This is a genomic window from Spirulina major PCC 6313 (genome assembly GCF_001890765.1).
GTDB lineage: Bacteria > Cyanobacteriota > Cyanobacteriia > Cyanobacteriales > Spirulinaceae > Spirulina > Spirulina major.
The window spans coordinates 4812710-4833812 of sequence record NZ_KV878783.1 but is presented as its reverse complement, the minus strand read 5'-3'; the positions used below and the strand labels follow the sequence as shown (position 1 = coordinate 4833812).

General features: G+C 55.4%; 18 protein-coding genes. 14 read left to right on the top strand and 4 right to left on the bottom strand.

Annotated features, from left to right (window positions below; translation table 11 throughout):
• Window positions 1-89: 89 nt before the first annotated feature.
• From SPI6313_RS21360 to SPI6313_RS21350, 3 genes are all read left to right on the top strand, one after another.
• Window positions 90-1319: a methionine gamma-lyase family protein gene (locus tag SPI6313_RS21360; RefSeq protein WP_072622812.1), complete on the top strand. Its 1230-nt coding sequence runs from the start codon at window positions 90-92 to the stop codon at window positions 1317-1319.
• 128 nt (window positions 1320-1447) lie between these two features.
• Entirely contained in the window at window positions 1448-1918 is a 471-nt protein-coding gene (locus tag SPI6313_RS21355; RefSeq protein WP_072622811.1) for a CYTH domain-containing protein, read from the top strand.
• A 103-nt stretch (window positions 1919-2021) separates the two neighbouring features.
• The gene (locus SPI6313_RS21350) at window positions 2022-3638 is read left to right on the top strand and encodes a mechanosensitive ion channel (RefSeq protein ID WP_245788935.1); all 1617 of its coding nucleotides are present in this window, start codon (window positions 2022-2024) and stop codon (window positions 3636-3638) included.
• A gap of 485 nt (window positions 3639-4123) precedes the next feature.
• Here SPI6313_RS21350 and SPI6313_RS21345 read toward each other — a convergent pair whose 3' ends face one another.
• Window positions 4124-5128 (bottom strand): Sll0314/Alr1548 family TPR repeat-containing protein, encoded by a 1005-nt coding sequence (locus SPI6313_RS21345; protein ID WP_139276725.1) that lies wholly within the window; start codon window positions 5126-5128, stop codon window positions 4124-4126.
• Between the two features lie 155 nt (window positions 5129-5283).
• Here SPI6313_RS21345 and SPI6313_RS21340 point away from each other — a divergent pair, with 155 nt between their 5' ends.
• From SPI6313_RS21340 to SPI6313_RS21330, 3 genes are read left to right on the top strand one after another with little or no spacing between them, the layout of a single operon-like run.
• Window positions 5284-5931, top strand: coding sequence for an ABC transporter ATP-binding protein (locus SPI6313_RS21340; RefSeq protein ID WP_072622809.1), 648 nt, complete (start codon window positions 5284-5286; stop codon window positions 5929-5931).
• Entirely contained in the window at window positions 5931-6818 is an 888-nt protein-coding gene (gene rsmH, locus SPI6313_RS21335) for a 16S rRNA (cytosine(1402)-N(4))-methyltransferase RsmH (protein WP_072622808.1), read from the top strand. Before SPI6313_RS21340 ends, rsmH begins: the two co-directional genes overlap by 1 nt.
• 26 nt (window positions 6819-6844) lie before the next feature.
• Complete coding sequence (locus SPI6313_RS21330) at window positions 6845-9985, top strand: PAS domain-containing protein (RefSeq protein WP_072622807.1); 3141 nt, start codon at window positions 6845-6847, stop codon at window positions 9983-9985.
• On the opposite strand, the gene SPI6313_RS21325 is transcribed toward SPI6313_RS21330, so the two are convergent.
• Window positions 9982-11244, bottom strand: a complete 1263-nt coding sequence (locus tag SPI6313_RS21325; protein ID WP_072622806.1) for a M16 family metallopeptidase — start codon at window positions 11242-11244, stop codon at window positions 9982-9984. The genes SPI6313_RS21330 and SPI6313_RS21325 overlap by 4 nt on opposite strands.
• Window positions 11245-11287: 43 nt before the next feature.
• Window positions 11288-12562, bottom strand: coding sequence for a M16 family metallopeptidase (locus SPI6313_RS21320; protein ID WP_084669147.1), 1275 nt, complete (start codon window positions 12560-12562; stop codon window positions 11288-11290).
• Between the two features lie 147 nt (window positions 12563-12709).
• Here SPI6313_RS21320 and SPI6313_RS21315 point away from each other — a divergent pair, with 147 nt between their 5' ends.
• Both SPI6313_RS21315 and SPI6313_RS21310 read left to right on the top strand, forming a co-directional pair.
• Window positions 12710-13132 carry a gamma-glutamylcyclotransferase family protein gene (locus SPI6313_RS21315; protein WP_072623272.1) on the top strand — a complete coding sequence of 141 codons (423 nt, stop codon included), beginning with the start codon at window positions 12710-12712 and terminating at the stop codon, window positions 13130-13132.
• Window positions 13133-13338: 206 nt separating this feature from the next.
• Entirely contained in the window at window positions 13339-14067 is a 729-nt protein-coding gene (locus SPI6313_RS21310) for an amino acid ABC transporter ATP-binding protein (protein ID WP_072622804.1), read from the top strand.
• On the opposite strand, the gene SPI6313_RS21305 is transcribed toward SPI6313_RS21310, so the two are convergent.
• The gene (locus SPI6313_RS21305) at window positions 14064-15017 is read right to left on the bottom strand and encodes an RluA family pseudouridine synthase (protein WP_072622803.1); all 954 of its coding nucleotides are present in this window, start codon (window positions 15015-15017) and stop codon (window positions 14064-14066) included. The two genes, SPI6313_RS21310 and SPI6313_RS21305, sit on opposite strands and share 4 nt — an antisense overlap.
• Window positions 15018-15089: 72 nt before the next feature.
• Between SPI6313_RS21305 and SPI6313_RS21300 the strand changes: the two genes are divergently transcribed.
• From SPI6313_RS21300 to SPI6313_RS21275, 6 genes are all read left to right on the top strand, one after another.
• Complete coding sequence (locus SPI6313_RS21300; protein WP_139276724.1) at window positions 15090-15449, top strand: hypothetical protein; 360 nt, start codon at window positions 15090-15092, stop codon at window positions 15447-15449.
• Between the two features lie 56 nt (window positions 15450-15505).
• Window positions 15506-16180 (top strand): Fe2+-dependent dioxygenase, encoded by a 675-nt coding sequence (locus tag SPI6313_RS21295; RefSeq protein ID WP_072622801.1) that lies wholly within the window; start codon window positions 15506-15508, stop codon window positions 16178-16180.
• 234 nt (window positions 16181-16414) lie between these two features.
• Window positions 16415-16963, top strand: coding sequence for a PepSY domain-containing protein (locus tag SPI6313_RS21290; protein WP_072622800.1), 549 nt, complete (start codon window positions 16415-16417; stop codon window positions 16961-16963).
• 73 nt (window positions 16964-17036) lie between these two features.
• Window positions 17037-18266 (top strand): adenylate/guanylate cyclase domain-containing protein, encoded by a 1230-nt coding sequence (locus tag SPI6313_RS21285; RefSeq protein WP_072622799.1) that lies wholly within the window; start codon window positions 17037-17039, stop codon window positions 18264-18266.
• A 40-nt stretch (window positions 18267-18306) separates the two neighbouring features.
• A complete protein-coding gene (locus SPI6313_RS21280; protein WP_072623271.1) occupies window positions 18307-18567 on the top strand; it encodes a hypothetical protein in 261 nt (86 codons plus the stop codon).
• Between the two features lie 161 nt (window positions 18568-18728).
• Entirely contained in the window at window positions 18729-20825 is a 2097-nt protein-coding gene (locus SPI6313_RS21275) for a DNA phosphorothioation-associated putative methyltransferase (protein ID WP_072622798.1), read from the top strand.
• Window positions 20826-21103 lie beyond the last annotated feature (278 nt).

Here is a 21103-nt window from a genome sequence, read left to right as displayed (position 1 = left end):
AAAAACGAAACGATACAGAATAACCTTATGCTGAACATAGCGCAGATTTACACTGGCTTGCGATTGGAAATGCAATTCTCAGAAGAGAAATGGACAGCTTAGGGGTGTTGAACAAAGCAGAAAAAGCACTCTTCCCGATCTTTTCGGGAATTGACGCTCAGGTCAAGCTGAATCTTGAAAAAGTTCTTAAGATTTTTCGATCGCAGCGGGTGGGGGCGCATCATTTCGCCGGAGTCAATGGCTATGGCCATGGGGATCTCGGTCGGGAAATCTTGGATCAGGTTTTCGCGGGGGTGCTGGATGCGGAGGCGGCGATCGCCCGCGTTCAATTCGTGTCCGGAACCCATGCGATCGCCACGGCCCTGTTTGGCGTACTGCGACCGGGGGATGAACTGCTCGCCGTAGCGGGTGCGCCCTACGACACCCTTGAAGAAGTGATCGGCACGCGGGGCACAGGTCAGGGATCGCTCGCAGAATGGGGCATTACCTACCGTCAACTCGACCTCACCCCCGCCGGCGGCATTGATTGGGACAGTCTCAGCACCGCGATTCAGCCCCAGACGCGGTTGGTGTTGATTCAGCGATCGTGCGGCTATGCCTGGCGTGACAGCCTCAACATCGCCGAGATTGGCCGCATCGTCGAAATGGTGAAACGGCAGAATCCGGATGTGATCTGCTTTGTGGATAACTGCTATGGCGAACTGATCGAATCCCAGGAACCGCCTGCGGTGGGGGCGGATCTCATCGCCGGGTCGTTGATTAAAAATCTGGGCGGCACGATCGCCCCCACGGGCGGCTATGTGGCCGGTCGGGCGGATTTGGTAGAACAGGCCGCCTGTCGGCTGACGGCTCCGGGGATTGGCAGCGAGGGCGGGTCGAGCTTGAATTTGAATCGCTTGCTCTTTCAGGGGCTATTCCTCGCACCGCAGATGGTGGGGGAGGCGCTTAAAAGTAGTCACTTGGTGGCTTATGTGTTTGATCAACTGGGCTATCCGGTGAACCCGCTGCCAATGGTTCCCCGCCGGGATGTGATCCAGGCGATCCAACTGGGCAGCCCCCAGCAGTTGATCGCCTTTTGTCGCGCCATCCAACAGCGATCGCCCATTGATTCCTACGTTGATCCCGTACCCGCCGCGATGCCGGGCTACGAGAGCGAGCTAGTGATGGCGGGGGGGACGTTTGTGGATGGCAGTACGGCGGAATTATCGGCGGATGGACCGCTGCGGGAGCCTTACATTGTTTTTTGTCAGGGGGGAACCCATTGGACACACATGGCGATCGCCCTTGAAGACCTCCTCGCCACTTGGCCCCCGGCCTAATCCATCCCCTTACAGCTTGTGCCGACATCATCTGATCCCTCTCTCCGTCAGGGTAGCGAGCGAGAAGCTCGCACTACAGCGGATTCCAGGTAGTAAAATACTCATTCTGTTTTTGAGAGTTTCGGCCCATGGCTACAGAAATTGAGCGCAAGTTTTTAGTTAGCACGGATGCATGGCGCGAGGGGGCAACGGGCAAACAATATTGCCAGGGGTATATTTGTCGCGGCGATCGCACCGTTCGGGTTCGCATAGCCGGGGATCAGGCGTGGCTGACGATCAAAGGGGCATCGGTGGGGATTGCACGGTTGGAATGTGAATATGCCATTCCCCTAGAGGATGCTGAAGACTTGTTAGCGCAACTGTGCGATCGCCCCTTGATCACCAAAATTCGCTACAAAATCCCCAACGCGGGCCTCATCTGGGAAGTGGATGAATTTCTCGGCGACAATCAAGGCTTAATCTTGGCAGAAGTCGAACTCGACACCCCAGAGCAAGCGATCGCCCTACCCCCCTGGATTGGCCCAGAGGTATCAGAAGATCGACGCTATTACAACGCCTATTTGGTAGATCATCCCTATACCCAATGGGAGACGGATTAAACCAAAACCGGTGAAAACATGAGCAAATATCAACAATAGCTGCATTCCACCGGAATCAATGGTGTAATGGCCTCAAATTGACGCTTGAGTAAAACTATTGACTATGAAATCAATTCCGATCCACGACATCGCTCCATGGACGGCGATGCCGGCCCAAACGCCCATCGCCCTGCCCAACTGGGCGGATCAAATGTTTGCTGCCGTCGGAGAAAATATCGGAACATCTGTGCTGAACCTGGTGCGAGCGGTTCTGATTCTCCTCATTGGCTGGATCATCGCTGTCGCATTGCGATCGCTCACCAAAAAACTCCTCGATCAAACCCAAATTGACAACCAAATCGCGGCCTGGATTACCGGCCATGGCGAAGGAGAAGCACCGCCAATTGAAAAATGGGTGGCCGAGTTTATCCACTGGGTCGTAATTTTATTTGCCGTCATTGCCGCCCTGGAAACCCTGGAATTGCAGCAAGTCTCTCAACCGCTGCAATCCCTCCTTGAAGAAGTGACGCGCTTCTTGCCCCAAGTGGGCGGTGCAGCGATTCTGCTGGCGGTGGCATGGCTCCTGGCAACTCTGGTGCGAATCATTGTGTTGCGAGCCTTGCGGACAGTGCAACTGGATGAGCGCCTTGGACAACAAACCGGCGAAGACAGTGAGTTTTCGTTAGCAGAAACCATTGGCAATACGCTGTATTGGTTCATCTTCTTGCTCTTCTTGCCCTCGGTTCTCAGCACGTTGCAACTCGAAGGAACCCTCGTTCCGATCCAGGACATGCTGAATCAACTGCTGGCCATCTTGCCCAATGTTTTTGCGGCGGTGTTGATTGCCTTTGTGGGCTGGCTGATTGCCCAAGTGGTGCGCCGCGTGGTGACGAATTTACTAGCCGCCACGGGAACCGATCGCCTCGGCAACAAGTTCGGCTTAGATGGTGGCGAAGATTCGCGCAAATTGTCTTGGATTCTCGGCACGGTGGTGTATGTGTTGGTGCTGTTGCCGGTGACGATTTCGGCGTTGAATGCATTGCAAATCAGCGCCATTTCTGAACCTGCGATCGCCATGCTCGAAGACATCCTCGGCACATTGCCGCAAATTTTCACGGCGGCGGTGGTGTTGACCCTTGCCTATATTGGCGGCAGCTATATTTCTGAACTGGTCACCAGTTTGTTAACCGGCATGGGCTTCAACAACGTGATGGAATGGCTGGGGTTTGCCGCCACCCCTGCCCCTCCTGTCCAAGATGAAGCCGGAACCGAAGCCGAAGGAGTGAAAACCCCCGCTCGCACGCCGTCGGAACTGATCGGCACGGTGGTCTTAATTGCGGTGATGTTGATCGCAACCCTAACGGCGGTGGACATTCTCGCCATTGATGCTTTGACCGAGTTGGTGGGCGGTGTGATGCTGATTGCCGGGAAGGTGTTAGTGGGTGTTGTGGTCTTTGCCATTGGTTTGTATTTGTCCAACTTTGCCTTCACGCTGATCACCAGTTCCGGCAATCGCCAAGCGCGGATTGCAGGTCATGCGGCGCGGATTGCGATCATTATTTTCGTGTCGGCAATGGCGTTGCGTCAGATGGGCATTGCGCCGGATATTGTGAATCTGGCCTTTGGCTTGCTGGGGGGTGCGATCGCTGTCGCCGTTGCCCTCGCCTTTGGTCTCGGTGGCCGCGATATTGCCGCCGAACAAACCCGCAACTGGTTAGAAGATTTCAAACGTCATGACTAATCATTAATCCTGAATCACCATGAATGTGCAGTCCTCGCATTCCTCTTAAAAACCCCCCCGATCGCACAATCGGGGGGGGTTTAGCTTGCGTGGAGGTGTAGTATAGCGATCCTAAATCAATCGGAGATCTGATCTCCTCATCAACAAGGGGCTTATGAAACTTACGGAAATAATCCGGTAATTCCGTAATGCGAGCATCTTGCTCGCTAGAGGTTTAGAGCCTTTTTCAATTACCGGATTAAATAGTTAACCTCCATAAGCCCCTTGCCTGTTCATGAATCCAATAGGATTGCTATGGTGGACTATTTCAGCTAAAGCTGTGTATTAGAAAATCGCTGAAATCCTCTACAATGCAAAAAATATCCAAATCCTATTGAACTATTTTAGCTGAAATAGTCCAATAGGGTGGGTTAGGCGGCTTGAAATCTTGCCATCACTGCAATCTAGTAAGCCGCCGTAACCCACCGATTCCGGTATGCCGTGACCTAGTTGCCGTGGGTATTCAGCCAGGTTTGGGCAATATTGCGCTCGCGCTCGATTTGACCCGGCAAACTCACAGGCAATTGCGCCCGTGCGGCAAGGGCTTGGTTGAAGAGATCTAAGGCTTCTTCGACCTGAGCCACATCGCTAGGGGTGGGGTCTTGTTTGGCCACGCCCTGATTGACTTTGCCCAGTTCGTGGAGGATTTGGGCTTTGAGGTAAAGGAGTTCGGGGTTACCGGGGGTTGCGTCGAGGCTGTTATTGACATGATTGAGGGCGTTGCGGTAGGCGTTGCGGGCCTTGGTGGCATCTTCGGCTTTCCCGGCTTTATAGCCAATGTCACGATAGGCGATCGCAATCCCCCGATCGACTAAATAGCGCGGTCGGGCACTGGCCTCGAATTGCGCGATCGCATTTTCCGGGCTGGACATCGGCAAATTCACCGACAGCAGCAACTCAATATAGCCCTTGACCAGGTTCAACTCCGGATCATTCAAGTCTGCTTCATCATCAATGCGTTCCGCTGCATTGATATAGCGAAAGACTTCCTGCACCGTCAACGCCGCTGAGACATAGTCCTTGTCGTTCTCCCAGGTATAGACCCCATCAAGAAACGTCCCCGCTGCGAGGTAGAGATTGCCGCGAATTTGGTCTTGGGGGGAGACATTGGGGCGATCGAGAAGAGCTTGGGCCGCCGTCTTCGTTGCTTCGGCGTATTGTTGCATCGTCTCCAAATCACTATCCAAGTTATAGGCTAGGGAGGCACGAATCGCCGGAGCGAGGGGATCGCTCCCTTCCGTCCGCAAGGCCATTTGGATATGGTGGAGGGCGGCGCGATAGTTTCCCTCGGCGAAAATCGCTTCAAACGCCGCTTCGGTATGATCGCCAATATTGCTAGGGTTGCGATCGCCCCGAAACGGATCACCCGCCCAAGCCGCCGTACTGCCTAAGCTCACCAGTAAAATTGAGGATGAAACTATTGCCAAACCACGTTGGCGTAAACGGTTCATGATCATCGGATTTCGTCCTAAATTGAATGAAAAAGTGTGGTGAATTCAACAGCCCCTAGGGATCACAAAGCTGTTTGGGTTGGGTTCTCTGACGGTCGCCTGATCCGACAAGTTCCGAAAGTGATACCGTAGAACTGTGCCTTATCCTCGCCACCATGCTGCATTTGCGCGACTTGTCCTACCATCCCCCCGCCGCACCGAATCCGATTCTGCATAGGATTAATTTAGAACTGCCGCCCCAAAAATTAGGGCTGGTGGTGGGGCCGAGTGGGTCGGGAAAGTCCACCTTGCTCGAAATTTTAGCCGGTCTGGCGGAACATACCAGCGGGGTAGTGCAATGGGGAACCCAAGTTCTTGATAGCTATGAATTGCAATATTTAGCGGGTCTAGTGTTCCAGTTTCCGGAGCGGCATTTTTGCGGCAACACCCTGTTTGAAGAGTTGCGCTTGGGTCATCCGGAGTTGATCAGCGAACAGATTCACGCGGCATTACAGGAAGTGGGACTAGATCATCTCTCCCTCAGCACTTCCCCGAATAACCTCAGCGGCGGGCAACAGCGGCGCTTGGCGTTGGCGGTGCAACTGATTCGCCAACCGAATATTTTGCTTTTGGATGAGCCGACGGCGGGGCTGGATTGGTCGATGCGGCAGCAGTTGGTGCGGCTGTTGCAGAAGTTAAAAGCCCATTGGACGCTGTTGGTGGTGACCCATGATGCGGGGGATATGGCGGCGATCGCAGATCACAGTTGGCAAATTGCCCAGGGTCGCCTCGAACCGATTACCCTCACGCCAGCGGCAGTGTGATGACGGACGATCGCAACGAGTTACCGGATCTCGCCTTTCACCATATCTCGGTTTTAAGCCGGGAGGTGCTCGCGGGGCTGAATGTGCGCCCTGGGGGGCATTATTTGGATGCGACGGTGGGCGGTGGGGGCCATAGTGGGCTGATTTTGGCGGCGGCGGATGCGGTGCAATTGACGGCGATTGATCGGGATGAGGCTGCGATCGCCGCTGCCCAAGCCCACCTCCCCGCCTCGGTGCAGTTTTGGCAGGGCAATTTTGCCGACTATCCCGGCCAGGCTGGGCAATTTGACGGCATTTTGGCGGATTTGGGGGTGAGTTCGCCGCAACTGGATCGCCCGGAGCGGGGTTTTAGTTTTCAGCACGCCGCGCCTTTGGATATGCGCATGGATCAGGGGCAAGGGGTGACAGCGGCGGAGATCATTAACCATCGCTCGGAAGTGGAGTTAGTGCGGATTTTCTCTGAATATGGCGAAGAGCGGTTTTCTAAACGGATTGCGCGGGCGATCGTGGCCCGTCGCCCTCTGCACACCACCACAGATCTAGTGGACGTGATTATGAATGCGATTCCGCCCCAATGTCGCCATGGTCGCATCCATCCCGCCACCCGTGTCTTTCAAGCGTTGCGGATTGCAGTGAATACCGAATTGGATTCCCTCGCGCTGTTTTTAGATCGGGCAACCCATTGGTTAAAACCGGAGGGACGAATCGCGATCATCAGTTTTCACAGCCTCGAAGATCGGATTGTGAAATATGCGTTTCGGGGGTCAGAACTGTTGCAAATTGTGACCAAAAAGCCGATCGTGGCCCAAGCCGATGAAAAACAGGACAACCGGCGATCGCGCTCCGCCAAGTTACGTTTAGCCCAACGAGTAATCACGTTAAGATAAAGGCCACCTCCGCTATCCTCAATCGTATGTCTCCAGACATTCAAGGCGATCGCCAGCGCATTGCCGCTCTCGAAGCTGAAAACGCCGCCCTACGCGAGCAACTCGCCGCCCAAACCCAAGCCCTTTCCTGGCACAGACTCACCGAAGACCTCCGATCCACGATTGAGGAGCGCACCCGCGAGCTAGAAGCCAGCCAGCTACGGCTTCAACGGGTGGCGGCGAATTTACCAGGGGTCATCTATCAATTTCGGATGGATGCCGACGGAACCTATCGTTTCCCCTATGTTTCCGAGGGGTGTCGGGATCTGTATGAACTCGAACCCGAATCCTTTATCACGGCGTTTAGTTATGTCCATCCTGACGACTTACCGGGGCTACAAACGCTGATTACCACCACTGCCCAAACCCTAGAACGGGCCCAATATGAACACCGGATCATCACCCCTTCGGGGCAACTCAAATGGGTTGAACTCCTCTCCAAACCAGAGCGCACCGCCGAGGGTGCGATCGTTTGGGATGGCTTAATTGTGGAAATTACGGCCCGTAAACAGGCAGAAATCGCCCTCGTGGACAGTGAACAGCGCTTTCAAAGCGTCTGTGAACAGACGGGACAACTGATCTACGACTACAACATTGCCAGCGGAAACATTCGTTGGATGGGAGCCATGGAGGCGATGACGGGTCATCCGCCCGATGCGTTTAAAACGTTTAATGCTCAGGATTGGGCGCAGTGGATTCACCCCGACGATCGCGAAAAAACCCTCAGCCTGTTGAATGACTGTATGGCGGCGGGTCGTCCCTACAATATGGATTATCGGCTGCGGCGGCGGGATGGCAGTTATATCTATGTGGAAGATCGGGGGATTTTCTTCAGGGATGAAACGGGTCAAGCCCATCGGATGTTGGGAACGATGGCCGATATTGACGATCGCAAAGCCGCAGAAGAAGAACTGCGAGAATCCCGCGCTGAATTGCTGGCCTTGTTTAGCGCGATTCAAGATGTGATCCTCGTCATGGATCGGGACGGTCGCTACCTCAAAATTGCCTCCAGTAGTGCGCCGCTGCTGTATCAACCGGCGGAGACCTCCATTGGTAGAACCCTCCATGAGATTTTTCCGGTGGATCTGGCGGACTTCTTTTTGGCGTATATCCAACAAGCGGTTGATACCCAAGAATTGGTGCGCATGGATTATAGTTTGCCGTTGGGCGATCGCATCGTCTATTTTGACTCGATCATTGCCCCCCAGCAAGAAAATACAGTGGTCATTGTGGCGCGGGACATCACCAGCCTCAAGGAAGTGGAAGCCGCCCTCCGTGAAAAAGACGCTCTCCTTCAAACCACCCTGGAAGCCGGGAAACTTGGCTGTTGGCGCTGGAACCGCTGCACGAACGATGTGTTTTGGTCGAGTGCCGTTGAACGTGTCTTTGGCCTAGAGGTGGGACTCTTGGGCCGCACCTTTAAAGACTATGTTGCCCTCATCCATCCGGACGATCTGGACGCAACCCTCGCAGCGGTAGAGCAAGCCCTCGCCACAGAAACCGACTACAGTATTGAGCATCGCGTGCTCACACCGACGGGAGGGGTCGAATGGATTCGCGCCAACGGGAGTATCTGGCGAGATGGAGAGGGCCACTGTATCGGCCTGTTGGGGTCAGTCTTGAATATCACTGAGATGAAAAACGCCGAGATCGCGCTCCGGGAATCCGCCGCCCAGATTCAACAACAGGCCGATCGTGAACAACTCCTCAACCAACTGACGCAACAGATTCGCCACTCGTTAACCCTCCATCTTGATCATATTCTCAACACCAGTGTGCGGGATATCCAAGCCTTTCTAAAGGTAGACCGTTGTCATTTTGCTTGGTATCTGGACATTGACGAAAGTCACTATTGGGAGGTGGTGACTGAAGTGGTGATACCGGGCTTACCGAGTTTGGTGGGGCGGCATCCTGTGGCGGCGTTTGGCAGTCTTTCGGATTTGATTTTGCAGCGGCGCATTGTTCGTTTAGATGATACGAGCGCTGTTGATGATCCGAGGGTTCGGTCGATGTTGCAGGGTTTGGGAAATCGTTCAATGTTGGTTTTGCCGGTGTGGGATGAGGTGGGCGATCGCTACGGGGTGTTTGCCTGTACCCAAAGTCAAGGGGTGCGGCCGTGGCTAGATGATGAGGTGGAACTGCTCGAAGCGGTGGTGGGACAATTAGCGATCGCCCTCACCCAAGCCAGCCTCCTCGCCCAAAGCCAAACCAAAGCCGCCGAAGCCGCCGCCGCCCTCGCAGAATTGCAACGGACTCAACTACGGCTCGTGCAAAGTGAAAAAATGTCGAGCCTGGGGCAATTGGTGGCCGGGGTCGCCCACGAAATCAACAATCCGGTCAACTTTATCCATGGCAACCTCGCCCATGCGGATGAATACAGCGCCGGCCTGATTCAACTGGTCAATGCCTATCAGCACCACTATCCCGATCCCCAGCCTGAGATTGCCGACTTGATCGAAGACCTGGATCTGGAGTTTCTGAAAACGGATTTTCAACACCTGCTCCAATCAATGCGGGTGGGAACCGAGCGCATCCGCGCCATTGTCCAATCCCTGCGCACCTTTTCCCGGCTGGATGAGTCGGAAATTAAAGATGTCAATATTCACGACGGCATTGATAGCACCTTGATGATTTTGCAGACTCGACTGCGGGCCAGTGAGGCCCGACCTGCGATCGCCGTCATCAAAGACTACGGCGCATTGCCCCTGATTAACTGCTACGCCGGCCAGTTAAATCAGGTATTTATGAATCTGCTGGTGAATGCCATCGATGCCCTAGAGGAGCGCGATCAGAACCGTTCCCACGCCGCCATTCAAGCCGACCCTAGCAAGATTCGCATCGTCACCCGCCCCGAAGCGGACGGCATCACGATCGCCATTATCGACAACGGTTCCGGCATCACCTCAGAAGCCCAAGCCCGCCTCTTTGACCCCTTCTTTACCACCAAGGCGATCGGCAAAGGGACAGGGTTAGGATTATCGATCAGCTACCAAATCATCACCGAAAATCATCAAGGTCAATTGACCTGCACCAGCCAACCGGGTCAAACCTGTTTTTGGATTAAATTGCCCCTCCGACAATCCCCCCCACAGCCCGGTAATCCCCCAGCAGGATTCGGCAGAGCTTAGAAAACAACGGTGCTGACTTGGGTTGCCGGGCCAATGATCGACAGATAGGGCGTTGTGAAATAGCGTTGGGCAATGGTTTGCAAGTCCTCTAGGGTGACGGCATTGACGGCATCTTGAAACTGTTGATCAAAGTCCACGCCGAGATCAATGATTTGATACCAGCCGAAAAGCTGGGCAATTTCAGCGTTGGTTTGTTTGCCGAGGGCGTATTGACCCAGGAGTTTATTTTTCGAGGCTTGGAGGTCTTCGGGATTGAGCACCACCTCGCAGAGACGTTTCAGTTCTCGGTGGAGGCAATCAACGGCGATTTGGGTGTTTTCGGGGGCCGTGCCCATGTAGGCGACAAATTGGGATTGGTGGTAGCGGGTGGGATAAAAGGCGGAAACATCGTAGGCGAGTCCCTGTTTTTCCCGCAGTTCCACAAAGAGGCGACTGGATAAGCCGCTGCCGAGGTAGGTGTTAATTACCTTGAGGGGGATGTAGTCGGTGGTGCTGTGGACGGAAGGGGCGGCGTAGCCGAGCATGACGATGGATTGCTGGGTGTCTTGGGGGATGATGTGGCAGCCGGGTTGGGGGGTGATGGTGGGAACAGGGGGCAGGGGGATCACGGCAGGGGGGGCAGTCCAATTGCCAAAAATGGCTTCGATTTGGGCGATCGCATCTTCCCGCACAATCCGCCCGCACAAGCTGATCACCATATTATCGGGGCGAAAGTAGGTGCGATGGTAAGCATGAAGAGCTTCCGGGGTGAGGGTTTGGATGGTTTCCGGTGTGCCGAGCATGGAGCCGCCGTAGGGATGGCCGGCATACATAGCGGTGCGCAGTTGTTGAAAGGCAAGGCTAAAGGGGCGTTCCTGTTGAGCGCGGATGTTTTGGAGGGTGAGTTGGCGTTCGAGTTGGACTTCGTCCGGGGGGAAGCTGGGCGATCGCAACAAGTCCGCCGCCAACTGGAGCATCGCCGGAAAATCCGCCGTCACGGTTTTCAAACTGAGGACAAAATAGTCCGCCGATACATCCGTCCCCATGTTGGCCCCGGTGGACTCCACCCGGTCGGCAATGTCCGCCGAGGATAGGGTCGTTGTGCCTTTGGTCATCACCGCCGAAAGGAGATGGGAAATCCCACTTTGAGCCGGAGCTTCCCACCGTCCTCCCGCCCGCACAAAACACCGCGCCGCCACAATATCCGCCGCATTATTTTCCACTGCGATTACGGTAATCCCGTTGGCTAAACGGGCTTGAGTTAAGGGTTGGGCCGACATAGGGAACTAAAAAGATGGGGGTAGGATCACAAACTGGGGACGTTTAGAGCGATCGCATCACCGTCACCGCATAGCAATCCGGCTTGAGATAGTCTTGGGCGATCTGCTGGAGAATGTCCGGGGTCATCCGTTGGATTCTTTCAGCATAGGTCACCGCGAGTTCCGCTTGGGCGATCGTGTTGTAGTAGCCATAAAGCCCCGCCAGTTGGGCCGGTGTTTCCGTCGAAAAGGCATAGTCATTACAGAGCAACCGTTTAATCCGGTTCAGTTCCGCCCTGCTCATTGGTGTGGTTTGGAGGTGATGGAGGTGGTCTTGGATCATCGCTTCAACGTCCGGCAACTGTGCATCATCGAGCCAGGCATTGATCGTTAATAAGCTCGCGTTCTTTTGCAGGGAAAATTCACTCCCCACATCCCACACACATTGCGCCTCTTCTCGCAGATCCCGAACGAGCCGCGACGATCGCCCCCCCGCCAACAGCACCGACAGCATATCCAAGCCAATCCCCACATCCATCAAATCCACCCCCGGAGCCGTCCAAGCCAGTAAGAGGCGGGCCTGTTCGAGGCGCGGTAATCGGAGTTCGGTGCGGGTAATTTTTTCGAGATGGGGCAGCGGATGGGTGGTTAACGGGGGACATTCCGATCGCACCGCAAAGGAACCAAAGGCCTCGCTGATCAGGGCGATCGCGGTTTCCCGTTCCACCCCGCCGACGATCACCACCGTCATGTTTTCCGGTTGGTAATGGGTCTGGTGAAAACAGCGCATTTGCTGGGGCGATCGCTCCCGCACTTGGGCTTCCGTGCCTAAAATCGAACGGCCATAGGGTGAATCCCCATACACCGTTTCACAGAGGGCTTGAAACCCCAGCCAATCGGGATCATCCTGGCAGCCCCGAATCTCCTCAATCACCACATCCATTTCACGCCCAAATTCCGTATCGTCAATCACCGCATGGAGGAGGATATCCGCAAAATAGGGCAGGGTTTGGGGAAGGTATTGCGCCGCTGTGGTGATGAAAAAATGGGCATAATCGTGACTCGTGGCGGCATTGGTGGCCCCACCGCTGGCTTCAATGATCCAGTCAAATTCTCCCGGCGCAACCTGATCACTGCCTTTGAACACCATATGCTCTAGAAAGTGGGCCATCCCGTGCCAGGAATCCGGCTCGGTGGTGGCCCCGGCTTTGACCCAAACATCCACCGCCACGACTGGGGTGACGGGCAAGGGCTGATGAATAATGGTCAGACCATTAGGCAGCCGAATCACGTCGGCGGGAAACGCGGAATGGGTTTGCGGTGCAGAGAGTTGTTGCAAAAGACTCAATAACTAAAAAATAGCCACACTTTAACGCCGTATTAACCTCACTATCTTAGCCGGGGTGCGGTGGTGGATTTGATGAATCTGATACAAAATCTAGAATTACGGCCCTAATTTTTGGAAGATTGTTCAATTGAGGTGGCAATGATTCAAGTCTTTGTCTACGGCACACTGAAGCCCGGCGAGGCCAATTATCAGGCCTATTGTGGCGATCGCCCCCACCGGGCCCAACCCGCCTACACCTGGGGGCGGCTCTATCACCTCCCGACCTATGGCTATCCCGCCATGACCCACGGCATGGAGCGGATTATGGGGGTGTTGTTAACGTTCGAGGCGGTTGATATTTTGGCGATCTTAGATCCCTTAGAGACCTATGAGGAGGGGCGATCGCCGGAGCAAAACGAATACGATCGCCAACACATCGAAGTGTTCACCCCTGGGGGCCAGCCCCTTGGCCGGGTGTGGGGCTATGTGATGCGCCCCGCCCTAGTGGAGCAACACGGCGGTATTTGGGTGGCTTCGGGCCAATGGTCAGGGGTGGACTATCCTAAGGCAGGAGGATTTTAGAGCGTGGCCCACAACACATTCGGGTGAACATTTGATGCGATCGCCCCCAGAATGTCAGCAATTATTCAGTTGTAATGTAAATTGTCAACTAAAATCCCCTTAAGCTGCCCAATGTTTCTACAGGAGATTCCATGACTGGCAACCCTTCGGTAAACCCAACCTCTGACACCGCCCCCGCTGCTGAACTGAAAAAACCTGCTGAGGCGATGATTGTCGCCACCGATGTGCAGAAATGGTACGCCAGCAACCAATTTCACGTCCTGCGCGGGGTGAGTTTGACCGTGCGTAAAGGTGAAGTGGTGGTGATTATGGGGCCATCGGGTTCCGGAAAATCTACCTTCATCCGCACCTTTAACGCCCTCGAACCCTATCAAAAAGGGACGATTATGGTGGATGGCATTGAACTATCCCACGATTTAAAAAATATTGATGCGATCCGCCGTGAAGTGGGGATGGTGTTCCAACAGTTCAACCTGTTTCCCCATTTGAGCGTGTTGCAAAATGTCACCCTCGCGCCGATCTGGGTGCGTCGCCGCAAGAAAGTGGAAGCCGAAGCCCACGCCATGCAACTCCTGGAAAAAGTGGGAATTTTAGAACAGGCGCGAAAATATCCAGGGCAACTGTCCGGGGGTCAGCAGCAACGGGTGGCGATCGCTCGCGCCTTGGCGATGCAACCCCGGATCATGCTCTTTGATGAACCCACTTCCGCCCTTGACCCGGAAATGGTGCGGGAAGTGCTCGACACGATGCGATCGCTGGCTGACGACGGTATGACCATGGTTTGTGTGACCCACGAAGTCGGCTTTGCGCGGGAAGTGGCCGATCGCGTCGTCTTGATGGCGGATGGTGAACTCGTCGAAGAAGCTCCCCCTGATGTTTTCTTCAACAACCCTCAACACGATCGCACCAAGCAATTCCTCTCGCAAATCCTCTAGGCGCGTCCGGCCCCTTGGGAGTGGGTTCGTCGTTTGAGCACCGTTAACAGGGTTTCAAATTGGGCGGGCCGAGGTGCGATCGCGTCAATCGCCTCCCCCGTCACCGGATGCACCAGACTCAAGCGGTGGGCGTGCAACGCCTGCCCGGTTAAATTCACCCCCATCGCTCGCCCTGGCCCGTAGAGGGGATCGCCTAGGAGTGGGTGGCCGATGTGGGTGAGGTGGACGCGGATTTGGTGGGTGCGGCCCGTGGTGAGTTGAAATTTCAGCAGGGTATAGTTGCCCAACCGTTCCAACACTTGCCAATGGGTGACGGCCGATCGCCCCCGTTCGAGATCCGCGATCGCCATTTTTTTCAACCCCGCCGGATGCCGTCCGATGGGCGCGTCTACCGTGCCATGCTCCGCTTGGGGTGCGCCGTAGACGATGCCGTGATAGAGGCGTTGGGCAGTTTTGGTTCTGATTTGCTGCTGAAGATGCTGGAGGGCATGATCGGTTTTCGCCACGACGATCGCGCCGCTGGTGTCTTTATCTAACCGATGGACAATGCCCGGCCGTTCAATCCCGCCAATCCCGGCTAAGTCTTGGCAATGGTGGAGCAGGGCATGGACAAGCGTGCCGCGATCGTGGCCGGGGGAGGGATGCACCACCATCCCGGCGGGCTTGTTGATGATGATCAAGACCTCATCTTCGTAGAGGATATCGAGGGGGATGGCTTCGGGGGTGAGGGTGAGGGGTTCGGTGGGGGGAATCGTGACGGTGAGGCGATCGCCCACATTGAGGGCCGTTTTTTTATTGGTGCAGGGCTGGTCGTTGCGGGACACATGGCCCTGCTCGATGAGTTTTTGGAGGCGCGATCGCGACAGATCCGGAATCTGATCCGCCAGCCACCGATCCAGGCGGGGTGCGGGCTGGTCAACCGTGAGGCTCAGCGGGGGAGAGAGTGACATTAGCGACCTTTCCGAGTTCTTTACTTTTATCAGGCATCTTGAATCATAACGACCTAACAACCAATAATGACCATGAATCACCCAACCTCAAAAGCCGTTAGTCTCTTTTTGTCCCTCGGTTTGGCCACCAGCCTCGCCGCCTGTGGCACGACACCGCCCCCCGCCGAAGATGGTGGCGAAGAAGGCGGCGCATTGCCCCAAGAGTCTGCCCCCCGTGCCATGGTTGAACCAACCCAAACGGCGACCTTGGTGGCGAACGAGTCCACCATCCCTAGCCCCGATGCGGCGAAGGATGCTGAAAAGGGCGAATCTGGCGAAGGCTACGAGTCCGATGATGATGACTACGATGATGACTACGATGACGAAGCGGGCGAAGGCTACGAGTCCGATGATGATGACGATGACGAAGCGGGCGAAGGCTACGAATCCTAAACCGAAGGGGGCAGGGGCTGAATAACGTGTTTTGAGATGGATGGTATTGATTGGTGATGATTTTAACGATTGAAAATGTTCTCACTCCGGATGAGTTGGAAACCGTGCAACGCACCTTAATGACGGCATCCTTTGTCGATGGGAAAATCACAGCGGGGCGCTATGCCAAGTTAGTGAAGACCAACGAACAAATCGACGGCAAAACAGACGAGGCGCAAACCTTGCGATCGCTCGTTAAACCCGCCATCCAACGCCATCCCCTCTTTCAGGCTGCCATTCGCCCCCACACGATCCGCCCGCTGCTGTTCAGCCGCTATGAACCGGGGATGAGTTACGGAACCCACACCGATAATGCCCTGATGGGGAAGGGGCGCGATCGCACCCGTTCTGATGTATCCCTGACTCTCTTTCTCAGCGAACCTGACAGCTATACCGGCGGCGAACTCTGCCTCGACACCGCCTTCGGTGAGCAGCAGATTAAACTTACCGCCGGTTCGATGGTGGTGTATCCCTCCACGATGCTGCACCATGTCGCCGCCGTCACCACCGGGATACGCCTCGCCGCCGTCACTTGGGTACAAAGTCTCGTCCGCGATCCCCAAGAGCGTGAAATCCTCTTTGAACTGGACACCGTGCGCCGCGCTACCTTTGAAAAATACGGCAAAACCGTTGAGTTTGATCTCCTCAGTAAAACCCTCTCGAATCTGCTGCGGAAGTGGGTTGAACTTTAACCCCCATTCGCTCAAGTCAGGCTACAGAACAAGGGGACTCAGCCCCTTACCTGCACAATTGCATGGGTAGCTGTTTGAGAATGGGTGTAACCCCGCCGCTGTTCTGACTCTGTGACATACTCCAGACAGCGATACAAGTATACGCTTCTGGCTTCTCCCGCCTACTGCATCTGTAACGATCTCTATTTCTAGAGCGTAGGATTCGAGCGTTTTAGACTCACCCCCATAACACCCATGAAACCCACGACAATTCGCAAATTCCACCGCACGATCGCACCCATCTTTTTCCTTCCCCTCTTCGCCACCGCCCTGACTGGTGTGATTTATCGCGTTGGGCGGGCCTGGTTTAATCTGCCGCACCAAGACTGGCTGATGATCATCCACCAAGGGGAGTTTTTAGGAAAGCCCCTCGTGCCGGTCTATGTGCTGCTGATGGGGGTGGGGCTGCTGGGCTTGATTGTCACTGGCGGGATGATGACAAAGCAACTGTGGGGACGACCGGCGAAACAGACCGATCGCCGCTGGCATCGGATCGTGGGTGCGATCGCCCTTCTTCCCCTCATCCTCAGCGCCACCACCGGCATCATCTACCGCCTCGCCCGTACCTGGTTCGGCCTGGACTATGATCAAGTGGGCATTTTTCTCAGCATCCACGAAGGCCGTTACTTTGGGACGATTCTGCACCCGATCTATGTACTGTTGGTGGGAGTGGGGTTAATCATTTTGTTAATTACAGGCATTCGGATGACGGGAATTGTTCGGCAGCGGCGACGTTCTACCTAAATTGTCCATCGGCTAAACTCACCCGATCAGGATGCAGCTACCGTGAAGTGAGAAGCAATCCCCATCGGTAACTATGCGCAGGATCAACTCCCCAAAAATTCACGATCATCTCACGGTCAAGCTCGAAGGCACACGTTTTCAGGCTTTTATTCGTGAATTGCTCACCAATAGCGGCCATTTTTTGGTGCTCAAGGGGTTAGCGGAATTGATTGTCGATGGGTGGCGGGTGTACCTCACCCATCCGCCGGAATACCTGCTCATCTTCGCCGTATCGATTCAGGCGTGGTACTTGTCCCGACCGACGGCCCAGCGGTTTTGGGGAAATTTGATCGGGGTGGGGGTCTATACGGTGCTGGATGTGCCCTTGGATGGTTGGGCTTTTTTTACGGATTTCAGCCATCTGGTGTTTTGGGGGGCTTCGTTGGCGATCGCCGTTTCCCAGCATCTCCGCACCCAAGTCTGGCCCCAGTCTGATGGTCTGCTCATTCCCCTCGAAAGTGTGGTGCGGACGTTGATGATCCAGGCGTTTTATCTGGTCGTTCAGGTGGAGCCAGAGGGTCATGTGACCTGGAACGATCTCCAGATGATGGTGAATAGCCATAGCCATCGCTACTTTTTGGGGAGTGTGGTGTTGATTGGGCTGTTTTTGGGGTTGCGAAATTTGCAGGTGAGCCGGCAGCAGCGGCAGTTACGGGAAACAGCGCGATCGCTCCAACAGTTCGCCGAATGGGGCATCGGAGCCTATGCCGTCAATCAAGCCGTGAACAATCCCGACGCTGTCGCCCTTACCCTCCAAAACCGCACGATTATTTTCATGGATATTCGCGGCTTTACCCGCTGGTGTGAACAGCACGAACCCGATGCGATCGCCCATGTCCTCAACGCCTACTACTACGCCGTCGAACCCGCCGCCGCTGCCCACGACCCGATCCGCGTTAGCTTCACCGGAGATGAAATTATGGCGATCTACGCCACCCCCGCCCAGGGTATCGCCGCCGCCCAAGCCATGCGCGATCAGTCCCATGCCTGCCTCGCTCCCCACGGTCTCGGCGCAGGCTGTGCCGTCCATTGTGGCCCGGTGATGGAGGGGTTTTTTGGCAGCCAAGATCTGCGCACCTATACCGTAATTGGCGACACCGTCAACACCGCCAAACGCCTCGAATCCGCCACCCCCGCCGGTCACATCACCCTCTCCGATGCCGTCTATCACACCGCCCCTGATCTCGCCGTCCAGCCCCTGACCCCGATCACCGTCAAAGGCAAACAAGACCCCCTCACCATCTGGCAATTGATGGCAACCTAATGCCTACAATGGACGAGTAACGTTCATGTTTGCGATCGCCATGTCCCGAATCAATCCCTATACCCTCCAAATGCAGATCACCCGCATGTTTGAGCAAAATCAAACCTTCTTCGTGGAAACCAAAGTCCACGACTGGCTCCGGGAACGCAAGGAAGACCCCGCCGACTATGATGTCATCTTCCATCAACACCCCGCCCCGCCCGGCTCCGACCAAGTGATCGCCGTGGAAATCGAACTGCGCCGCAAAGACGGCCAACCGACGGATGCATGGCTCCAAGAAGAAGCCAACCGCCACGCCTAACAGATGGACTCCGGACTAATGGCCTCAATGCAAATGATGAGGATCGGCTTTTGGATCTGTGAGCCAGAGGCTCACAGTACTGCGTTAGTCTTCGGTAATGCGAGCTTCTGGCTCGCTGTTGCGTAGAATGAAACCCGATACAGATCCGGAAATTTCGTACCGTGAACCAGGCTGATCTCATTCCTCTGGCTGAAATTGTGCAATGGTGTCAACAGAGCACCGTGGGGAAAGCGTTGCCCAATGCTCTATATGTGCATCGCAGTGCGATCGCGCACCTTGACCCCTGCCTGCAAGCCTATGAACGCCACGCCCAGAGTTGTCTAACCCCGGATTATCCCTACACCCTCGTTAAATTTCACTACGACACGCCCCGCATCTCCTACCTGCATTACCCCAACTTTGAGCGCGACCCCCATCCCCGCCTTGTCGCCAGTACCCAAGTCATCCTCACCACCGGAGCGTTGCAGTACCGCGACTATGCCGACAGTGCCAACCCGCCGATCCTCCACCGCAAAGAAACCTTTATCGCCCCCGACCATCCCGACGCGGAACGCTTCGCCCACCTCACCCGCCAACAGGAAACCCTGGGCCTATTTAACGATGCCCGGCAGATCGGCACGCTCCTCAACTGGGAAAAACGCCTCCGCGCCCAACATCTCGAAATCCACAACCACGCCCTGGCCTGCACCCTCACCCCCACCCAACCCAAAACCGCCCTGCCGCAGATCGATCGCCACCGCGCCGCGATTAAACGAAATGCCCTCTCAAAACCGGTGCGGTTAGCGTTGGAAGCGGGGCTATTTTCGCCGGGTTGTCGGTTTTTGGATTATGGCTGTGGCCATGGGACGGATGTGCAGTTTGTGGGCGATCGCGGCTACGAGAGCATCGGATATGACCCCTATTACGCCCCCGATACCCCGCTGATCCCGGCTGATGTGGTCAACCTTGGCTACATTATCAACGTGATTGAAGACCCCCAGGAACGGCGGCAGGCCTTGGCGACAGCGTGGGAGTTAGCGCGATCGGTATTGATTGTGGCGGCGCAGGTGTTGATCCAAGACCGGACGCGGGGCCTGATTGCCTACGAAGATGGGATTATCACCAGCCGCAACACGTTTCAGAAGTACTACGACCAAACCGAACTTAAACACTACATTGATCAGGTGTTGGCAGTGGACGCGATCCCGATCGCGCTAGGGATTTATGCGGTGTTTCGCGATGAACGTCAGGCGGAATTGTTCCGGCGATCGCGCTTTCGATCGCGGGTGAAAACGCCCCGAATTCACGCAACGGTGAAGCGGTTTGAGGATTATCAAACCCTGTTACAGCCGGTGATGGATTTTATGACGGAGCGGGGCCGGTTACCCCAACGGGAGGAGTTAGAGCCGCAGCAATGGGAGGCGATCACATCAGAATTTCGCACGATTAAACGGGCGTTTCAGGTCATCACCCAGGCCACCGATGCAGCGGCGTGGGATGCGATCGCCACCCAACGCCGCCACGATTTACTCGTCTATCTTGCTCTCACTCATTTCAGCGATCGCCCCAAATTCCGCGCCCTCCCCGCCCCGATGCAGCAGGATATCAAAGCCCTGTTTGGAACCTATCAACAGGCCTGCGCCGCCGCTGATGTGATGTTAATGAGCGTCGGTAATTTAGACATCATTCAAGAACAGGGCCGTCAGAGTGCGATCGGTCAACAACGTCCGAATTCTCTCTGGGTGCATATTTCCGCTCTCGAACAGTTATCCCCCCTGCTCCGTCTCCTTGAGGGCTGCGCCTCCCGCACCATTGGCCGCCCTGATGAAGCCACCGTCGTAAAATTCCACTTCACCCAACCCAAAATCACCTATCTCACCTATCCCGACTTCGATCGCGTTCCCCACCCCCTCCTCCACACCAGTATGCAAATCGATTTGCGCGATCTCCAGGTGAAATATCGCGACTGCGATCGCACCGATGACCCGCCCATCCTCCACCAAAAAGAACAACTCCTCACCCCCGACTACCCCGACTACGCCAAATTCAAAACCCTCAGCGACCAAGAACGCCAATGGGGTCTCCTCGATAATGTGGCCGCGATCTACACCCGCAGCGCCTGGGAGCGGCACTTGGCAGAACATTGCACAGCGTTGCGCGGCTATCGCCTCGTCTGGCGCAAGGATGCCGACCCCTATCAACTCAAGGTTTTAAAGGCCCAGATCCGCCGCCGTCAGCGGGCTTCACGGGATCTCACGGGCGAGACAGAAGGGGTCTAGGCCCTTGCGAGTGGGGGTTCCTTGGGGGGTGAAGGCCTAGAGGGCGATCGCACCCTCTCCTCGTATCCTTTTTTAGTTTTTTATCGATATACTGAGGCATCACCCACCAAAAAAGGGGTTCAACTATTGCAAAAATCCCCACTGGCTCCGGTCTTGCCGCCTATCATGACGGCAAAAATTGGGGTGGTACTGGGGATACATCGCTCACTTCCTCCCTGTTTGACGACAGACGGAGAGAAAACGAGACAAATTGGCATAGGATCATGAGACAAATTGGC